This window comes from Sphingobium sp. FG58 (assembly GCF_057809055.1).
Window position 1 is genome coordinate 46,266 of record NZ_JBMDJF010000004.1, and the last position, 18,183, is coordinate 64,448.

General features: G+C 64.9%; 15 protein-coding genes. 10 read left to right on the forward strand and 5 right to left on the reverse strand.

Features of this window, described 5'->3' with window-relative positions:
- Window position 1 precedes the first annotated feature (1 nt).
- Window positions 2-1,363 (forward strand): 8-oxoguanine deaminase, encoded by a 1,362-nt coding sequence (locus tag ACODR8_RS06810; protein WP_489006530.1) that lies wholly within the window; start codon window positions 2-4, stop codon window positions 1,361-1,363.
- On the forward strand, window positions 1,363-2,718 hold the full coding sequence (locus tag ACODR8_RS06815) for a uracil-xanthine permease family protein (RefSeq protein WP_489006531.1): 1,356 nt from the start codon (window positions 1,363-1,365) through the stop codon (window positions 2,716-2,718). The genes ACODR8_RS06810 and ACODR8_RS06815 overlap by 1 nt, the downstream gene beginning before the upstream one ends.
- Here ACODR8_RS06815 and ACODR8_RS06820 read toward each other — a convergent pair.
- Window positions 2,690-4,204 carry an adenosine deaminase family protein gene (locus ACODR8_RS06820; protein ID WP_489006532.1) on the reverse strand — a complete coding sequence of 505 codons (1,515 nt, stop codon included), beginning with the start codon at window positions 4,202-4,204 and terminating at the stop codon, window positions 2,690-2,692. The genes ACODR8_RS06815 and ACODR8_RS06820 overlap by 29 nt on opposite strands.
- Before the next feature lie 335 nt (window positions 4,205-4,539).
- On the opposite strand from ACODR8_RS06820, the gene ACODR8_RS06825 reads away from it, so the two are divergent.
- From ACODR8_RS06825 to ACODR8_RS06845, 5 genes are read left to right on the forward strand one after another with little or no spacing between them, the layout of a single operon-like run.
- Window positions 4,540-6,936: a DUF1592 domain-containing protein gene (locus ACODR8_RS06825; protein WP_489006533.1), complete on the forward strand. Its 2,397-nt coding sequence runs from the start codon at window positions 4,540-4,542 to the stop codon at window positions 6,934-6,936.
- Window positions 6,937-6,946: 10 nt separating this feature from the next.
- Window positions 6,947-8,287, forward strand: a complete 1,341-nt coding sequence (locus ACODR8_RS06830; protein ID WP_489006534.1) for a DUF1552 domain-containing protein — start codon at window positions 6,947-6,949, stop codon at window positions 8,285-8,287.
- Entirely contained in the window at window positions 8,280-9,647 is a 1,368-nt protein-coding gene (locus ACODR8_RS06835) for an ankyrin repeat domain-containing protein (RefSeq protein WP_489006535.1), read from the forward strand. The genes ACODR8_RS06830 and ACODR8_RS06835 overlap by 8 nt, the downstream gene beginning before the upstream one ends.
- A gap of 28 nt (window positions 9,648-9,675) precedes the next feature.
- Window positions 9,676-10,173, forward strand: coding sequence for a c-type cytochrome (locus tag ACODR8_RS06840; RefSeq protein ID WP_489006536.1), 498 nt, complete (start codon window positions 9,676-9,678; stop codon window positions 10,171-10,173).
- An 11-nt stretch (window positions 10,174-10,184) separates the two neighbouring features.
- Window positions 10,185-10,856: a cytochrome b/b6 domain-containing protein gene (locus ACODR8_RS06845; protein ID WP_489006537.1), complete on the forward strand. Its 672-nt coding sequence runs from the start codon at window positions 10,185-10,187 to the stop codon at window positions 10,854-10,856.
- A gap of 14 nt (window positions 10,857-10,870) precedes the next feature.
- Here ACODR8_RS06845 and ACODR8_RS06850 read toward each other — a convergent pair whose 3' ends face one another.
- Window positions 10,871-11,335, reverse strand: coding sequence for an Lrp/AsnC family transcriptional regulator (locus ACODR8_RS06850; protein WP_489006538.1), 465 nt, complete (start codon window positions 11,333-11,335; stop codon window positions 10,871-10,873).
- Between the two features lie 123 nt (window positions 11,336-11,458).
- Between ACODR8_RS06850 and alr the strand changes: the two genes are divergently transcribed.
- The 3 genes from alr to ACODR8_RS06865 are packed head-to-tail and all read left to right on the forward strand — an operon-like array spanning window position 11,459 to window position 14,204.
- Window positions 11,459-12,586 (forward strand): alanine racemase, encoded by a 1,128-nt coding sequence (alr, locus tag ACODR8_RS06855; protein ID WP_489006539.1) that lies wholly within the window; start codon window positions 11,459-11,461, stop codon window positions 12,584-12,586.
- Window positions 12,583-13,839 carry a D-amino acid dehydrogenase gene (locus ACODR8_RS06860; RefSeq protein WP_489006540.1) on the forward strand — a complete coding sequence of 419 codons (1,257 nt, stop codon included), beginning with the start codon at window positions 12,583-12,585 and terminating at the stop codon, window positions 13,837-13,839. Before alr ends, ACODR8_RS06860 begins: the two co-directional genes overlap by 4 nt.
- Window positions 13,840-13,859: 20 nt before the next feature.
- Window positions 13,860-14,204 carry a RidA family protein gene (locus ACODR8_RS06865; protein ID WP_489006541.1) on the forward strand — a complete coding sequence of 115 codons (345 nt, stop codon included), beginning with the start codon at window positions 13,860-13,862 and terminating at the stop codon, window positions 14,202-14,204.
- 244 nt (window positions 14,205-14,448) lie between these two features.
- On the opposite strand, the gene ACODR8_RS06870 is transcribed toward ACODR8_RS06865, so the two are convergent.
- The 3 genes from ACODR8_RS06870 to ACODR8_RS06880 form a co-directional block, all read right to left on the reverse strand.
- Window positions 14,449-15,726 carry an amidohydrolase family protein gene (locus ACODR8_RS06870; protein WP_489006542.1) on the reverse strand — a complete coding sequence of 426 codons (1,278 nt, stop codon included), beginning with the start codon at window positions 15,724-15,726 and terminating at the stop codon, window positions 14,449-14,451.
- Window positions 15,719-16,546 carry a helix-turn-helix domain-containing protein gene (locus ACODR8_RS06875; protein WP_294135419.1) on the reverse strand — a complete coding sequence of 276 codons (828 nt, stop codon included), beginning with the start codon at window positions 16,544-16,546 and terminating at the stop codon, window positions 15,719-15,721. The genes ACODR8_RS06870 and ACODR8_RS06875 overlap by 8 nt, the downstream gene beginning before the upstream one ends.
- A gap of 77 nt (window positions 16,547-16,623) precedes the next feature.
- Window positions 16,624-18,132 carry a class I adenylate-forming enzyme family protein gene (locus ACODR8_RS06880; protein ID WP_489006543.1) on the reverse strand — a complete coding sequence of 503 codons (1,509 nt, stop codon included), beginning with the start codon at window positions 18,130-18,132 and terminating at the stop codon, window positions 16,624-16,626.
- Between the last annotated feature and the right edge of the window lie 51 nt (window positions 18,133-18,183).

Consider the following 18,183-nt stretch of genomic DNA (forward strand, 5'->3'; position numbering starts at 1 on the left):
CATGGCGCTGACCGTCATCCGCAACGCCGACGTCCTGGTTTGCATGGACGATCCCCGGCGGGAGATTGCCGACGGGGCCGTGGCGTTTCAGGATGGCGTCATAGTTGCGGTAGGGACGACGGCGGAACTGGCGTCTTGGCTGGCTGAGGCCGATGAGGTGGTGAGCGCACATGGCTGTGTCGTGACCCCCGGCCTCGTCAACACCCATCATCATCTCTACCAGTCGCTGACCCGCGCATTGCCCGGCGCGATCAACGCCTCGCTGTTCGACTGGCTGAAGCGCCTCTATCCCATCTGGGCGCAGTATCGCCCGGAGGACGTGTTCGCCGCGACCCAGCTGGGCCTCGCCGAACTGGCCTTGTCGGGCTGCACCCTGACCTCCGATCATCTCTATCTCTTCCCCAATGGCGTGACGCTGGACGACACGATTGCCGCCGCGCAGGGCATCGGCATCCGCTTCCACCCCACCCGCGGCGCGATGAGCGTGGGGGAAAGCGATGGCGGCCTGCCGCCCGACAGTCTGGTCGAGGATGAGCGCGCGATCCTCAACGACACGATCCGCGTGATCGACCGTTTCCATGATGCGAGGGAGGGAGCCATGGTCCGCGTCGGCGTCGCCCCCTGTTCGCCCTTTTCGGTCAGTCAGGGGCTGATGCGCGACGCCGCTTTGCTCGCCCGCGACAAAGGGGTGATGCTGCACACCCATCTGGCTGAGGATGCCGACGACGTCGCCTTCTCGCTCGAACGCTTCGGCTGCCGTCCCGGCGACTATGCTGAAAGTCTGGGCTGGGTCGGCCCGGATGTGTGGCACGCCCATTGTGTCCAGCTTGATGCCCGCGAAATCGCCCTGTTTGCGCGGACCGGCACCGGCGTCGCCCATTGCCCCTGCTCCAACTGCCGTCTTGGCTCCGGCATCGCCCCGCTCAAGGCGATGTTCGAACAGGGTATGCCGCTCGGCCTTGGCGTCGATGGCTCCGCCTCCAGCGACAGCGGCAATTTGCTGCTGGAAGCGCGCCAGGCAATGCTGCTCCAGCGCGCGATTGGTGGCCCCGCCGCCTTCGATCCGCGCGACGCGCTCTACATCGCCACGCGCGGCGGGGCGGACATGCTGGGCCGTCACGATTGCGGCCAGATTGGGCCGGGCAAGCGCGCCGACATCGTCCTGTGGAACTGTGTGAACATCGCCTCATTGGGGGCGTGGGACAAGGTCGCAGGCCTGATCCTCAGCCCGCCCACGGGCGCGCGCGATATGTTCGTCGAAGGGCGCGCAGTCGTGCGCGACGGGCAACTGGTCCAGACCGACCGCGCCACCATCCTGCAAGCCGCCGACCGATCACTCACCCGCCTGATGAGTCTCGCCTGATGACACCCATGACGGCGGAGCAAGCCCGCGATCCCGATCATTTCCCCGGCCTCGCCGTCGCAATTCCGCTGGGCGTCCAGCATGTGCTGGCGATGTTCGTCAGCAATCTGACCCCCGCGATCATCGTGGCGGGCGCAGCCGGTTTCGGCTTCGGATCGGCCGATCCCACCCCCATGATTTACATGATCCAGATGGCCATGTTGTTCGCCGGGATTGCCACGCTGATGCAGACCATCGGCATCGGCCCGGTAGGCGCGCGCCTGCCGATCGTGCAGGGAACCAGCTTCGCCTTCCTGCCGGTGATGATCCCGATCGTCGCGGGGCAGGGGGTGGCTGCGATGGCGCAACTGACCACCGCCGCCATTATCGGCGGCCTGTTCCACGCCTGTGTCAGCAGCTGCATCGGTCGCATTCGTTTCGCCCTGCCGCCGATGGTCACGGGGCTGGTCGTGCTGATGATCGGCCTGTCATTGATGCGCGTCGGGGTGCAATATGCCGCCGGTGGCGTCGCGGCGCAGGGTACGCCTGCCTATGGTGCGGGAACCAGCTGGATGCTGGCGGGCATCGTCGTGATCGTGACTTTGGGCCTCAGCTTCTACGGACGCGGTCTGTGGTCGACGGCCTCGGTATTGCTCGGCCTGCTTGCAGGCTATGGCGTCGCCGCCGCGATGGGGCGGGTGTCGCTCGCCCCGGTCGCGACGGCGGGCTGGGTCATGGTCCCGCAACCCTTCCATTTCGGCTTTGCCGTGTCGCTCCCTGCGATCCTTGGCTTCTGCCTGATGGGCTTCATCTCCGCGATCGAATCGATCGGCGCGGTGTCGGCCATTTGCGAAGGTGGCGCCGGACGACCGGCCACCGACCGCGAACTGATCGGCGCGACCAGCGCGGACGGTCTTGGCACTGCGCTGGCGGGCGTTTTCGGGGCGATGCCCAATACATCCTTCAGCCAGAATGTCGGCCTGATCGCCATCACCGGCATCATGAGCCGCCATATCGTGACGATCGGCGCGCTGTTCCTGATCCTGTGCGGTTTTGCGCCCAAGATCGGCGCGCTCATCACCACCATCCCCATCGAGATTTTGGGTGGCGGCGTGATCGTGATGTTCGGCATGGTCGCATCGGCGGCGCTCTCGATCCTGTCGGGCGTCGACTGGACTCAGCGCAACATGCTGATCTTTGGCGTTGCGCTGTCGATCGGCATCGGGCTGGAACTGGAGCCGGACGCGGTGTCTCACCTGCCGCAAACGCTGCGCATCATCCTGACATCGGGTGTACTGCCCGCAGCGCTGGTGGCGGTGATCCTGAATCTTGCCGTCCCCGACCGGCTCAGCGCGGGATCGCTTCAAACGCCGTAAGATCGCGCTCCAGCCGCGCCTGAGCCGCAGCTTTGACATTTTTCGCCAGCCAGGCGCTGCACCCCGGCGCATCCACCGCCACGCACGCCGCGACCCGCGCGCCGCCTGGCCTGTCCTGCCACAGGCTGTCGCCGGGCAGGAAGCTATAATGCAACCCGTCGCGCACAATCTGCTTCAAGTCCGCATAGCGCAGCCCCTGTTCGGTAACCGCGCGCAGATATTCGTTGGTCATGTCACTGCGCGATACGCCCTCATCGTCGGTCGACAGTACCACCGGCACGCCTGCCTCGCGATAGAGCGACAGCGGATGATCGCTGCCCTTCACCCCCAATATGACCGCATTGCTGGTCAGATTGATTTCCACCGCCACCTGATCGCGCGCCATCCGCGCCAACAGCGACGGTGCGTCGCTCTCATAGGCGATGTCGATGCCATGGCCGATCCGCCGCGCGCCCGCCACCTCCACGGCGCTACGAATGTGAAAGGCAAGGTCGCGCGAGGGAACAAGGCCCAGCGTCAATTCACCCGCATGGAGCGACAGTTGCACCTTGGGATGCCGCGCTTTCAGGAAGGCGATCATCTGCATGTGCAGCGCATAGTCGCGCACCGCCACGGGATCATGCTCCGGCGCGGCGATGTTGACGCCGACAAAGCGCGGATCGGCCTCGACCAGGGCAAAGCCGAAAGCCAGTTGCGCGAACACCTGCGCCGGCGGACTGGTGCGGATCGCGGTGTAGAGATAGCGCATCTCCACGCCACAGGCCGGTTTGGCACTCGCCGTCCCGCACCCGTCGATCGCCGCGCCCTGCGCATCATAGCCGTCATAATCGGCCTTCGCGCTGGCGACTGCGTCCGGCAGCAACGGCACAATCTTCGCGTATAATGCCGCCAAATCGCTGGCGTCGGCATCGGCCATCTTCATGCCCAGCATCCAGCCCGCCCGCGCGCCGCTGCCCAATTCGACATAAGAGACATGGTCAGCCGCCGCCTGCTGCCGGGTGAGCGCCATCGCTTCGCCGACATGGCGGCTATAGGCCGGGCCGAACGCATCGAAGGTTGCGAAGAATCGGTCATAGCCCGACACTTCCGGGTCACCCACGCCCGCCTCGAAACCGCGCGTGGAAAAGGCGTCGATCGTGCGCGAATAATGGGGATAGGCCTTCTCCAGCCCCGCCGCCGCTATGCGCCCCGGCGCGGTACAGGGCGGTTCGACGATATGATGATCGTCGGTCCTGATGCACAGCCCGTCCGCAGCCGCCCAGCGCAGATAATCCTCCGCGAAATTGGCACCGCCCGCATGATTATGCAGGTCGCCCCCCTTGGGCATCGCTTGCAGGAAGATGCGCAGCCGGGGACTGCTGCCCGCAATCCGGTCCAGATAGGCGGCCGTGCGCGCTTCATTGGACATGGTGGCGACGGGCGTCCGCGCCATGACCGGCCCGGCGCTTACCATCAGCGCCACCAATAATGCAGCCATCCGCGTCATAACTATTCCCCCGTTTCGCGGCCCTTCTGGCGACGACTCCTGCGATGTTCAATGACGATATTGCGGACGTCGCGTTGCTAAAATCAGGGCGGCAGGGCGGGCAGGGGGCAGGGCGGCCCTATCCATGGGGGTGGCCTAATTTTGCGATTCCTCCGTCCCGTTAACGGCAATGGACGCAACACCCAAAGCCCAATAGGGCCGCGCTCATAACCAATTTGCACGGACGGACGGCGGACGATGAGCCGCCAAGCGTTCTGCTAGGTTGAAGGGGGGCGGCGCGCGAGCGTCTGCGGGACATGGAATCATATTAGATGCATCCGACTTTGCCCAGTTGCATGTTGGCGTTCAGCGCGCTGGTCGCCACGGCATCGGTTCTGGCGCGGCCTGACGATGAGCCACAACAGCCTGCCGTTGCGACCCTGACCGCGCCGGATGCAGCTCCGGCGATACTGGGCGACTATTGTTCGCGCTGTCATAATGACAGCGACAAGATCGCCAACCTGTCGCTCGACGATGTGCGCAATGGCGACCTATTTCACGGCAAGAATATGGAGATCTGGGAGAAGGTGCTGCGCCGCACCCGCCAGGGCGAAATGCCCCCCCTCAACAAGCCGCAGCCAACCCCCGCCGCCAGAGCCGCCTTCGTCCAATGGCTGGAAAACGGGCTGGATAGCTATGCCGCCCAACATCCCGATCCCGGCCGCGCCACCATCCGTCGGTTGAACCGGGTCGAATATGCCAATGCCGTGCGCGATCTGCTGGCGCTCAAAGTCGATGTGAGCCGCGAATTGCCGCAGGATAATTCGGGCTATGGCTTTGATAATATCGCCGATGTGCTGAGCGTATCGCCGACTTTGATGGATCGCTATATCGCGGTGGCGGGCAAGGTCGGGCGCATGGCGACGGGCCTTACGTCCCGGCGGGAATTTGTCACCTCCTATGAAGTGCCCAAGGACGGGTCGGTCATGAATGGCGGCCGTCCCGCCTATAATGAACGCGCCAGCGACGATCTGCCGCTCGGCTCGCGCGGTGGCGGGGCATTCACTTATTATGCCCGTTACGACGCGACTTACGAGATTAGCGGCTGGCTGAACGCCAACACTAATAATGAAACCGACCGGCAGAAAGAGGACAAGGTCAGCGTGCGCGTGCCGCTGAAGGCCGGGGCGCATGTTATCGGCCTGTCCTTCCGCCGCCAGATCGCACCCGACGAAAGCGTCCAGACGCTGCGCAACGATCTCGACAAGGTGCCGGTGCCGACCGCCGCGCCGGTGATGCTGCCGATGGACGTTTCGGTCGATGGCGTGCGCGTCAAAACGGTCGATGTGCCGTCCTACCGCATGTCGCCGCGCTATTCGCAGCAAAATTACCCGCGCGACGTCCTCCAGATCGACGTGGCCGGGCCATTTTCGCCCAAGGGCGTCGGCAGAACCCCCAGCCGCGACCGCATCTTCCTGTGCAAGCCCGCCCGCGCCACCGCCGAAACCGCCTGCGCCCGGCAGATCGTGGCATCGCTCGCCCGCCGCGCCTATCGGCGTCCGGTGACCGACAGCGACCTGACCCCGCTGATGCGCGTTTACGCGACCGAACGCGCTCAGTCCGATTTCGAACATGGGGTTGAGGCGGCGGTGGAGGCGATCCTGGTGTCGCCCCACTTCCTGTTCCTGGTCGAACAGGACCCGGCGGGCAGCAAGCCGGGCGGCGTCCGGCCCCTGACCGATCTTGAACTCGCCTCCCGCCTGTCCTTCTTCCTGTGGAGCAGCATCCCCGACGAAACCCTGCTGCACCTGGCTGAAACCGGCCAGTTGCAGAAACCGGGCGTCATGGACGCGCAGGTCACGCGGATGTTGGCCGATCCGCGCGCGCAGGCGCTGACGACCAATTTCGCGGGCCAGTGGCTCTATCTGCGCAATCTGGACCAGCAGCGGCCCGACATCACCGTTTTCCCCAAATTCGACACCCGCCTGCGCAGCGCCATGGCGCAAGAGACGGAAATGTTCTTCAGTTACGTTCTGCGCACCAACCGCAGCCTGCTGGATTTCATCGCGGCGGATTATACCTTTCTCAACCAGCGGCTGGCCGACCATTATGGCATCAGCGGCGTCACCGGCACCGCCATGCGCCGCGTCAGCCTGAACCCGGCGTCCAATCGCGGCGGCTTGCTGGGGCAGGCGAGTATCCTGACCGTCACCTCCTATGGCAATCACACGTCCGTGGTGAAACGGGGCAAGTGGATTCTCGACAATCTGCTCGCCGCATCGCCACCGCCGCCGCCGCCAGACGTACCGGCCCTGCAAGAAAAGCATGACGGCCGCCTGCTGACCGCGCGCGAGCAGCTGGAACTGCATCGCAAAAGCCCGGCCTGCGCCGCCTGCCATGTCAAGATGGACCCGCTGGGCTTTAGCCTTGAAAATTTCGATGCAATCGGCGCCTTCCGTCAGAAGGATGCGGGCCAGCCCATCGACGTGTCGGCGCGGATGCCGGACGGCACCCAATTTGCCGGGCTTTCCGGGCTGAAACGGATTTTGCTGACGCAAAAGGACGAATTTGCCAGCGCCTTTACCGAGCGGCTGCTGACCTATGCGCTGGCCCGCGGGGTGGATGCGCGCGACATGCCGGCCATTCGCACCATCGGCCGCAGCGCTGCTTCGGACGGCTATCGCATCCAGACAGTCATCAAGGGGATCGTGCATAGCGCGCCCTTCACCCTGCGAAGGGCAACCGGTCAATGAGGGCAACGCGATGATCATCCTGCGCAAACCGCTTAGCCGCCGTACCCTGTTGCGCGGCGCAGGCACGACCATGGCGCTGCCATTTCTGGAGGCGATGATGCCATCGGCCAAAGCCGCCGATGTCGCGGCACGGCCCAAACGGCTCCAGATATTCTATTCGCCCAACGGCATGATGATGAACCAGTTTCTGCCGACAACGCAGGGACCGGGCTTCGCACTGCCGCCGACGCTGGAGCCGCTGGCGCCGCACCGCGCGCAGATCAGCGTCATCACCGGCCTTGGCCACCCCAGCGCGGCGGCGATGGGGGATCGTCCGGCCGGGCATGGCCGCTCCTGCCCCGCCTTCATCACCGGTGTCCATGTCAAGCAGACCGAAGGCACCGACATACGCTGCGGCATTTCGGTCGATCAGGCCTATGCCGATCATCTGGGCGACGCGACGCAGCTCAGCTCCCTGGAACTGGGGATCGATCAGGCCAGCCTGCTGGGTAGTTGCGACATCGGCTATAGCTGCGCCTATACCAACGGCATCAGCTGGCGGAACCCCACCGTCCCGCTGCCCGTCACCGCCAATCCGCGCGACGTGTTTGAACGGCTGTTCGGCGATGGCGACGCGCTGGACGCCAAGAGCCGCCTTGCCCAGTTGCGGCGGCAATCGAGCATCCTGGATTTCGTGATGGACGACAGCGCCCGGCTGAGCGGCGCGCTGGGGATGGAGGATCGGCACAAGCTGGACGAATATCTCGAAGCGACCCGCGACATCGAACGGCGCATACAGCGCGCCATCGCATCGGGCGGCGGCGCGCAGAGCGCCGACCTGGAACGGCCTGCGGGTATCCCCGACAGTTTCGACGCGCATGTGCGCCTGATGATCGACCTTCAGGTGCTGGCGATGCAGGCCGACATCACCCGCATCGGCAGTTTCATGATCGGCCGGGAACTCAGCAACCGCACCTATCCCGAAATCGGCGTGCCGGATTCGCATCATATGCTCAGCCATCATGGCAACAACCCGGAAAAAATGGCGAAGCTGGCCCGGATCAACCGGCATCATATGGAATATTTCGCTTATTATCTGGATCGGATGAAGGCGGTGAAGGACGGCGAAGGATCGCTGCTGGACCGGACTTTGGTGCTGCGCGGGTCGGCCTTTGGCGATCCCAATGAGCATGACCATATGGACCTGCCCGTCATCGTCGCGGGGGGGCTGGTGCCGGGAGACCGGCATATCGTCGCGCAAAAGGGGACGACCATGTCCAACCTGCTGCTGAGCGCGCTGCATGTGCTGGATGTCCCTGCGACCCGCTTCGGCGACAGCGATGGCCCGTTCAAGGCGCTGACCAGTGCCTGATCGCCTGCGCGCTCTCCTCGCCTTGCTGGCGCTGCTCGCCGGTTGCGGCATGGCGCAGGCGCGTGCGCCGCAAAAGGATGACGGGCTTGAGCGGGCGATTATGGCCAATGACGTCGTGGCCGTGCAGGCCGCATTGGCGGATCGGGCAAACCCGAACCAGATACTGGCGTTCGGCGCGACGCCGCTCAGTTGGGCGGTGAATGTCCAAAATCCATCGATCGTCGCTGCGCTGCTGGCCGGTGGCGCAAGCGTCAATAGCGCTGATCAGGATGGCGTGACGCCATTGTCGCTCGCCTGCGAACTGGGCGAGCCGACAATCGTTGCGCAATTGCTTGATGCCCACGCCGATGTGCGCGGCGCCCGCGCGGACGGCACGACCCCGCTTGCCATCTGCGCCCGCTATGGCCCGGCTGACGCGGTCGCGCGGATGCTCGCCATGGGCGCGGCCCCGGACCACATCGACAGTCGCGGCCAGACGCCCCTGATGTGGGCCGCCGCCGCTGGACGGCCCGAAGCCATTGCCCTGTTGCTCAAGGCTGGCGCAAACCCCAATCGCGTGTCGAAGGGCGGCTTCACGCCCCTGTTCTTCGCGATCAAGAGCGGCGTGGTTACCGCCACACAGGCGCTGCTCGCCGCAGGCGCGGATAGCGCCTATCGAGGCCCCGAAAACACGAGCGCGGCGCAGCTCGCGCTTTATCAGAAAAATTACGGCGCGGCCGCTTTGCTGGTGCCGCACGGCGTTGACGTGACGGAGCAGGACCGAACCGGGGAGCAACTGCTCCATGGTGCGGCGGCGGGCGGGGACAGCGAACTCATCCGCCTGTTGCTGGCCAAGGGGGCTGATCCCAATGGCCTGACCGGACCGTCGCGGATTACATGGGTGACCGAAGCCAATTTCGGCTTTCCCCCGCCGCCAGTACCACCCACGCCGCCGCTGCTGATCGCCGCCGCCAATGGCCATAAGGATGCGATGGCGCTGTTGCTGGCCGCGGGGGCTGATCCCCGCTTCGTCGCAGCCGACGGCACCAATGTCTTGCTGGCAGCCGCGCGCGGGGGCAGCGCAGCCACGCTCGACTATGCCCTGTCGCTGGCGCCTGCCGTTGATGTGACAGGAACATATGGCATGACCGCGCTCCACTGGCTGCTCGCCGGTGGCGTGCAACCGGAGCTTGAAGCGATGCTGCGCATCCTTGCCGCCCATGGCGCGCGCACCGACATCCCCAACAAGTTCGGCGCGACTGCTGCCCAGATGGCCGATGGCGGCCTCACCGAAGTGAAGCAGATTTTTCGCACCGTCTTTCCCGACAAGGCGTCGGTGAAGATGGCGGGTGCCGCGCCGCAGACCGTTCCAAACCATTGAACCGCCAAAAAGCAGAGTAGATTATCGCATGACCATATCGCCGTCTTTTCGCCGCCCGATGCTCGCGCTGCTGGGGCTTTCGCTGATCGGCCTGCCCATGCTGGCGGGACCGCTGACAGCCGCCCCAGCCGCAGCACCCGCGCCCAAGGCAGCGATCGCCGCGCGTCAGGCGGGCTACAAGAAAATGGGCGCAGCCATGAAGGCGCTGAACGACCAGCTCAAGAGCGACGCCCCGGCGAAAGCTGCGATGCTCGCTGCGGCCCAGACGATCGCCGCCACCGCGCGCGAACAACCCCGGCTGTTCCCGGCGGGCAGTGGCCCGACGGCGGGCGTCCCCACCGACGCGCTGCCCAATATCTGGACCGATCGCGCGACCTTTGACGGCCAGATGGCGAAGCTGGTCGCCGAATCAGGCAAGCTGGTCGGCATCGTCAATGGCGGCAATGCCGATGCCATCCGCGCCCAGGCCAAGGCGACCGGCGGCACCTGCGCCGCCTGCCATCGCCAGTTCCGCGCCGACAGCTGAGCGATCCCGCCATGCCGACCGACGCTCCATCCCGACGCCCGCTTGTCTGGGATATCTATATCCGCCTGTTCCACTGGCTGCTCGTCGGCCTGCTGGGCTTTTCCTGGTGGAGCGGCGAACGGCATGAGATGGAATGGCACCGCCTGTCGGGCTACGCCATCCTCTTCCTGCTGATCTTCCGCCTCTATTGGGGCTTTATGGGCAGCGGGACGGCCCGTTTCGTCCATTTCGTGCGCAGCCCCCGCACGGCCTTCGCCTATCTCCGCAATCTCAGGACGCGCCCCTATCGCGCCACCGCCGGTCATAATCCGGTCGGCGGCTGGAGCGTATTGCTGATGCTTGTCAGCCTGATCGCGATGGTGACGGCAGGCCTGTTCGCGGTGGATGTGGACGGTCTGGAATCCGGTCCCCTCGCCGATTATGTCAGCTTCGATCAGGGGCGGATGGCTGCTGATCTGCACGGCCTGTTGTTCAACCTGCTGCTCGCGCTGGTCGCGCTCCACATCGTCGCGATCCTCTATTATTTGCTGCGGCTGCGCCATAATCTGATCGGCCCGATGATCCATGGCCGCGGCACCATGCCGGTCGAGCAAACAACGGCTCTGCCCACCGGGTCACCCTGGAAAGCGCTGATCGGCCTGCTCATCGCCGCCGCCTGCACCTGGGCGATCGGCTTCCGCTAAGCCTTGCTTGCCTCTCACCCCTTGCTGCGGCGCGGGCGCAGCGCGTCGCGCATCGCGATGCTGGAATTGATCCGGGTGACGCCGGGCATCCGCGATAATATCTCGCTGTGGATGCGTTCATAGGCATCCACGCTGTCCGCCTCCACCCGCAGCCAATAATCGACCGCGCCGGTCATCAGGAAACATTCGCGGATTTCCGGGCATTGCCGCACCGCATGTTCAAAACGGGCGAGATGATCCTCGGTCTGCCGGTCCAGTGTCACCTGCACCAACACATTGACCAGCCTATTGTCGTCGCGCCCGCCCGCGACCACGGTGTAACCGCGAATATAGCCCTCGGCCTCCAATTGGCGGATGCGGCGGTGGCAGGCCGACGGTGACAGGCCGACCTCCGCCGCGATCTCGGCATTGGATCGCCGCGCGTTCAGCTTGAGCAGACGCAGAATCGCGCGATCCATATTGTCGAAGGACATGGGCATATGTGCAAATTCCCTGAAACAATCTGCGATATAGGCGGAAAATATCGAATAATCACCCGCTGATTGCATGGATATTCGAACAAACGTGATTTACACTGCGTTGGGATCGGAAAGGGAATAGCGATGCAGCATGGGACAGCGGGACATTTGCGCATCGACCTTGGCGCGCTGGTGGCCAATTATCGGCTGATTGCCCGGCATGTCGCCCCCGCCAGCGTGGCCGGCGTGGTCAAGGCTGACGCCTATGGCCTGGGTGCCGCCCCGGTATCGGCTGCCCTCTACGCCGCAGGCTGCCGCCATTTCTTCGTCGCCCATCTGTGCGAAACGGTGACCCTGAAACCGCATCTGCCGACCGATACCACCCTCTATATCCTCAACGGCCTGCCGCCCGGCGCGGAAGCGGATTGTGCCGCGATCGGCGCGGTGCCGGTCCTCAACGCGCTGGAACAGATTGACCGCTGGGCCGCCCTTGCGCGCACGCAGGGCCGCCGCTTGCCGGGCGTGATCCAGGTCGATAGCGGCATGGCCCGCCTCGGCCTGACCCCCGACGACCTGACGACGCTGCGCCAGTCGCCGGAGCGGCTGGACGGCATAGATTTGCGGCTCGTCATGACCCATCTCGCTTGCGCCGACGATCCCGACGAGGCCTTCAATGCGCAGCAGCGCGCTACCTTCGACGCTATCGCCCGCCAGTTTCCCGGCATCCCCCGCTCGATCGACAATTCGGGCGGCGCCATGACGGCAGGCGTAGCGCATGGCGACATCGTCCGCGCCGGGATCGCCCTCTATGGCGGCGCGCCCCACGGGCAGCCCAACCCGATGCAGCCGGTCGTCGCGCTCGACGCTACCATCGTCCAGCTCCGTACCGTCGATGCGGGGGCAGGGGTCGGCTATGGCCTGACCCACCGTTTCGACCGCCCGTCGCGCGTCGCCACCGTCTCGGTCGGCTATGCCGATGGCTGGCCGCGTCATTTGAGCAACCGGGGCAGCGCCTGGATCGGCGGCGTGCGGGTGCCTATCGTCGGGCGGGTCTCGATGGACAGTATGGCGCTCGATGTCACCGACGTCCCCGATGCGTTGCTTCACGCCGGTGCGCCGGTCGAGTTGATCGGCCCGCATCAGACGATCGACGATGTCGCGGCGCAGGCCGACACGATCAGCTACGAAATATTGACCCGGCTCGGCCACCGCTACGCGCGCACCTATCTGCCCGCGCCGGTCGCTACCCCTGACAGGAGCATCATGGCATGAAGGTCGTCATCTTGGGCGGCGGCGTCATCGGCGTCACCTCCGCCTGGTATCTTTCGCAAGCCGGCCATGACGTCGTCCTGATCGACCGCCAGAGTGGCGTGGCGCAGGAAACCAGCTTCGCCAATGCCGGCGAAATTTCGCCCGGCTATGCGTCGCCATGGGCCGCGCCCGGCATCCCGGCCAAGGCGCTGCGCTGGCTGTTCATGCAGCACGCCCCGCTGATCCTGCGCCCCAATGTCGACATGGCGATGCTGCGCTGGATGATCGCGATGCTCGGCAATTGCAACGCGGCCGACTATCGCATCAACAAGGGGCGGATGGTGCGCCTCGCCGAATATAGCCGCGACCAGCTGATTGCCCTGCGCGCATCCACCGGCATCAGCTATGACGAACGCAGCCAGGGGACGCTCCAGCTGTTCCGCGAACAAAAGCAACTCGACGGCATCGCCAAGGATATAGAGGTGCTGCGCGCCGACAATGTCCCGTTCGAGGTGCTGGACCGCGCCGGATGCCTTGCCGCCGAACCGGGCCTCGCCGCCAGCGCCTCATCGATCGCGGGCGGCCTGCGCCTGCCCAATGACGAGACGGGCGACTGTTTCAAATTCACCAATGCGCTGGCAGACATGGCGCGCGCGCGGGGCGTCCAGTTTTTGATGGGCCGCACGATCAAGGGACTGGCGCGCGAAGCCGGACGCATCACCCATGTCGTCACCGACGAAGGCGACGTCACCGGCGACGCCTATCTCGTCGCCATGGGCAGCTTCTCGCCCTTGCTCCTCGCCCCGCTGGGCCTGCGCCTGCCAGTCTATCCGGTGAAGGGCTATTCGATCACCGTGCCGATCGTGCAGCCGGATGCCGCCCCGGTCTCGACCCTGCTCGATGAAAGCTACAAGGTCGCGATCACCCGGCTGGGCGACCGCATCCGCGTGGGTGGCATGGCCGAACTGTCGGGTTACACCAATGATCTGCCGCAGGCGCGCCGCGACACGCTGGACCATAGTGTCGGCACGCTGTTCCCCGGCGCGGGTGACCTCAGCAAGGCGACATTCTGGAGCGGGCTGCGGCCGATGACGCCCGATTCAACGCCGGTGGTGGGGGCCACGCCGATCGACAATCTGTTCCTTAACACCGGTCATGGCACGCTGGGCTGGACCATGGCCTGCGGGTCGGGGCAGGTGATCGCCGACCTGATCGGCGGCCAAACCCCCGCCATCGAGACCGCCGATCTGGCGCTGGCGCGCTACAGCCGCTGATTTTCAAGGAGGATAAACCCATGACCATTACCCGCATCGAAACCGGCCCGCGCATGAGCGAAGCCGTCATCCACGGCGACACCGTCTATCTGGCCGGTCAGGTCGGCGAAGGCGACAGCGTGACCGCCCAGACCCAGGTCGCGCTGGCCGAGATCGAGCGTTTGCTGGCGCTGGCGGACAGCAGCAAGGCGCATATCCTGCGCGCTACCATCTGGCTGGCCGACATGGCCGATTTTGCGGAAATGAATGCGGTGTGGGACGCCTGGATCGCCGACGTCGCGGCCCCCACGCGCGCCACCGGCGAAGCGAAACTGGCAACGCCCGACTATAAGGTGGAAGTGATCATCACCGCCGCCCGCACCTGATCCGCCACGGCACAAAAATCCTCCCCTGCAAGGGGAGGGGGACCGTCGGCGTAGCCGATGGTGGAGGGGTGTCGCCCTATCGAGAGTGGGACCCCCCTCCGTCTGGCCTTCGGCCATCCACCTCACCTTGCAGGAGAGGATGGGCGTTATTCAATGCGCCAATAGCGAGTTTTCAAGGGCATGATCGTCAAAAAAAGCGGGGCGCTCTGGAGAGAGGGACAGAGCGCCCCGGTTATGCCCTCAATCAGAAGGGCAAATTATACATGGTGGTCGCGTTGTCCTGCAGCACCTTCTTCTTGACCGCATAGTCATAGCCGCCAAGCACATCGACGACATGCGCCTGCACGCCGGGATAGAGCGATGTGGGATGCGGGAAGTCGGTTTCGAACATCACCTTGTCCACGCCGATGGTTTCCAGCAGCAGCTTGGGACCGACCTTCTCGAACCAGAAGGTGACCCAGAAATGGTCGCGGAAATATTCCCATGGCCGCTTGTTGAGCAGGCCTTTCTTGGTCGGCAGCATCTCATTGAACTGATGCTCCAGCGCCTCGATCGCGAAGGGCAGCCAGCCCATGCCGCTTTCGATGAGGCCGATCTTCAGCTTCGGGTGACGGTCCAGCCGTCCCGACACCATCCAGTTGCCCAGCGTCGCGGCATTGCCGATCGAGAACATCGTCGCCACCACCGACAGCGTCTGTTCAAAGCCAAAGCCTTCCCAGGTCAGCGTATTGGGATCGACCGCCGAATTGAGGTGGAAGTTGAGCGGCATACCCGTCGCTTCGCACATCTCCAGGAACGGCGTCCAATAGTCGTGCAGGAAGCTCGGCACGCCGACACGTTCGGGCGTGTCGGGCAGGACGAAGCCCTTGAGGCCCATGTCGTAACAACGGCGCGCTTCGGTCTCCAGCGCCTTCTGGTCCCAGAAGGGCAGATGACCCATGTTGAAAATGCGGTTGCCCGACACCTGCTGATATTCGGCCGATGCGTCATTATACATCTGCACGATGGCCAGCGCGAGATCGGGATCGCCCAGCGACATCAGCGACCCGGCCTGGGTCACGCCCGAATTCTGGAAACCGATCTGGGCATAGACGCCCATATCGTCCATCGCCTGCAACCGTTCCTTGATCAGATGACCACCCGGATGCGCCTGCTCCAGCTTGGGAAAGGCCAGCCGTCCCAGCAGCTTGTTATTGTCGGCGCGGATGACATTGCCGCCCATCGACCCGAAATTGCGGTCGCCGACATACCAGCGCTCCACCCCGTCATTGTCCAGCTTCACATAGGGAACCTTGGACTTTAGCGCAGCGGGCGCGCGCGACGTGAACAGGTCGGGCGCTTCGGTAATATGCGTGTCGGTATCGACGATCTTGATCCCCGCCAGCGACGGGTCGAGCCCGCCGGACTGGGACGCATAATCGACCTCACGGATGACGCCGCCTTCGGTATAGCCTTCGGCCGACCAATATTTGCGCGCGGAAGCGGCCAGGCCCTCGTCCGCTTTGTCCTTCACATCAGCCATGCTTGGCCTCCATGGTCTGGCGGCTGGCATCGAACAGCGGCGAGACAGGCGCGGGCGCTGGTTCCTCGACGCAGCGGCGGACCGCCTCGTTCAGGGTGCGCAGCAGGCTGTCGGCATCGATCTGGTCGGATGGCTCATAGACGAAGCCGATCGCGAGCGGCTGGCCGTCGGGCATGTTGGGCAACAGCACGGCGGTGACGTCGGCAATCGAGCCGAAGCCCGCCTTGCCGGTGGCAAAGCCATGATCGCGGCAGGCCTGGACCTGCGCCGCCATTTCGGTGGGCAGGAATTTGCGGTCGGCGCTTGCTTCGGCGTTGAGGCGACGGATCATGCCGTCGCGACGCGGCTGGGCAATGGTCGACAGCAGCAACCAGCCAGCGGCGCTATCGGACAGATGATCCTGCTGGCCACCGCAGAAACCGGCGGGACCGGCAGTGCGGAAGGTCCGCTTGCCAACGCGCCAGTTGAACACCTGCGCCTTCAGTCCGACCATGCCGAACACGGCGACGCCGAGGCCGGTCTGCGCCGACAGCCGGTCGATCAGGCCCGTCAGTGCGCCATCACGCACCAGCTTGGGCTGAACGGCAGCTCCCAGCATCGCGGCGCGCGGGGTGGGTGAATAGGAACGCGAACAGGGATCCTTGTGCAGCAGGCCAAGGTCCACAAGGCTCGACAGCAGTTCAGACGTGCTGGACTGGGGGCGGTCGAACCGGCGGACAATGTCCATCACGGTAGCCTGGGGGTGATCCTCATCGAAGAATTCGAGCACTTCGATGACGCGCTTGGCGATCTTAGCCTTGTTGGACTCGACTTGAGCCATGGTCCTCTCCTCCGGTTTATGAACAGTAGTGTTCACTAACGCGGCGGACCTGTCAATTAAAAATGAGATACTCTCGTTTATGTGCTGTTCATCGTCGCATTGTCCAACTCGCTGTCGGTTTCGTCGAACAGGCGGCGCAACGCCATCCGATCCGTCTTGAGCGACGGGGTGCGCGGCAAATCGTCGCAAAATAGCCATTTTACCGGAACATGCGTCGCTAACAGATGCACGCGGACATGTGCCGCCAGCGTGTCGGCATCGACGGGCATAGCCGTAGGCGACAGCCGGATCGCCGCCGCCGGAACCTGCCCCAGCCGCGCGTCCGGCACGCCGATGACCGCCGCCTCGGCGACCGCCGGGTGCAGCATCAGCGCCTGTTCGATCGACTCGGGCAGCAGCTTGAACCCGCCCCGGATGATCGCGCCGTCCGCCCGGCCCAGCAGAAACAGGAATCCCTCCGCGTCGATCAGCGCCATGTCCGACGTGCGAATCCAGTCCGGCCCGATTCGTGGCGATACGACCTCCAGCAATCCGGGTGTATCGGGCGGCAGGGGCAGGCCGCTATCCGCATCGACGACTCGCAATTGCGCCCCCGGCATCGCCCGGCCCACCGTCCCGCGCTTGGCCTTGCCCCATGTCGCGTGCAATTCCGCCGTCATCATCGCCACCGGCCCGGCAAATTCGGTGGCGCCATAGGATAGCAGGATCGGAATGCCATAATGCGCCTCGAACGCCTGCTGCACGCCGGGATCAAGCGGCGCCGCGCCGCAGCCGATCGCCTTGATCGACACCAGATCGGCGACCGGAATATCCGCGTCCAGCACCCCGCGCACACTGCTGGGTGGCAATCCCGTATGGGCCGGGCGATAGCGCAGCACATGGTCGTGCCAGGCGGCGATGGTGAAGCGCTCCAGCAGCAGCATCCGCTGCCCCCGGATCAGCATCGGCAGGGTGGAATAGAGGCCCGAAATATTGCCGATCGGGAAATAGAGCAGGAAAGGTGGCGCGGCCTGCACATCCTCGCCCTGCCTTTGGGTCAGCGGCGACCCCAGAAAATGCTGCTCCATCAGGGCATAGGAGACGGCAAAAGATTTGGGCGGGCCGGTGGTGCCGCTCGTCAATATCTCGATCTGTGGCTGGCTAGGGCCAGTCCGCGCACACGCTGCTCCCGTCGCCGGACTGCGCAGCGTCGCCGCCATCCCCTCCAGCGCGATCACCGCCATACCCTCGTCCCGTGCGGCTTCGATCACCGCTTCCGTCAGATCGTCGGCAAAGGCGACCAGCGTCGATCCTGCGGCTTTTTTGACATCGCGGGCAATCCCGCCGGGCGACTGGAAGGCGTAGATCATGCGGATCGTGCGCCCCTGCGCCAACAATCCCAGCAGTGCAGCCAGCGCTGCGGGACGGTTGCGCGGCACGAAGGCGATCGGCGCGTCCGCCCCGATCCCGCTCGCGATCAGCGCCGCTTGCACCGCATCGGCGACCTGGCGCACCGCGCCCCAGTCATGCCACTGTCCTTCAAATTCGATCGCCGGCAGCGCCGGGTCACGTTGCAAGGCGTCAATGCTGCGTTGCTGCAAGCTCATGCCTATCTCCCTGACATGGCCGATAGTGGGGCAGGGGAGGGCGTCCCGCCA

Bases quoted from the DNA above. Each gene is read 5' to 3' on its own strand.
- ACODR8_RS06810 (WP_489006530.1), top strand. From the start codon at position 2: ATGGCGCTGACCGTCATCCGCAACGCCGACGTCCTGGTTTGCATGGAC.
- ACODR8_RS06830 (WP_489006534.1), top strand. From the start codon at position 6,947: ATGATCATCCTGCGCAAACCGCTTAGCCGCCGTACCCTGTTGCGCGGC.
- ACODR8_RS06820 (WP_489006532.1), bottom strand. From the start codon at position 4,204: ATGACGCGGATGGCTGCATTATTGGTGGCGCTGATGGTAAGCGCCGGG.
- ACODR8_RS06865 (WP_489006541.1), top strand. From the start codon at position 13,860: ATGACCATTACCCGCATCGAAACCGGCCCGCGCATGAGCGAAGCCGTC.
- ACODR8_RS06840 (WP_489006536.1), top strand. From the start codon at position 9,676: ATGACCATATCGCCGTCTTTTCGCCGCCCGATGCTCGCGCTGCTGGGG.
- ACODR8_RS06870 (WP_489006542.1), bottom strand. From the start codon at position 15,726: ATGGCTGATGTGAAGGACAAAGCGGACGAGGGCCTGGCCGCTTCCGCG.
- ACODR8_RS06875 (WP_294135419.1), bottom strand. From the start codon at position 16,546: ATGGCTCAAGTCGAGTCCAACAAGGCTAAGATCGCCAAGCGCGTCATC.
- ACODR8_RS06845 (WP_489006537.1), top strand. From the start codon at position 10,185: ATGCCGACCGACGCTCCATCCCGACGCCCGCTTGTCTGGGATATCTAT.
- ACODR8_RS06880 (WP_489006543.1), bottom strand. From the start codon at position 18,132: ATGAGCTTGCAGCAACGCAGCATTGACGCCTTGCAACGTGACCCGGCG.
- ACODR8_RS06815 (WP_489006531.1), top strand. From the start codon at position 1,363: ATGACACCCATGACGGCGGAGCAAGCCCGCGATCCCGATCATTTCCCC.
- alr (WP_489006539.1), top strand. From the start codon at position 11,459: ATGCAGCATGGGACAGCGGGACATTTGCGCATCGACCTTGGCGCGCTG.
- ACODR8_RS06860 (WP_489006540.1), top strand. From the start codon at position 12,583: ATGAAGGTCGTCATCTTGGGCGGCGGCGTCATCGGCGTCACCTCCGCC.
- ACODR8_RS06850 (WP_489006538.1), bottom strand. From the start codon at position 11,335: ATGCCCATGTCCTTCGACAATATGGATCGCGCGATTCTGCGTCTGCTC.
- ACODR8_RS06825 (WP_489006533.1), top strand. From the start codon at position 4,540: ATGTTGGCGTTCAGCGCGCTGGTCGCCACGGCATCGGTTCTGGCGCGG.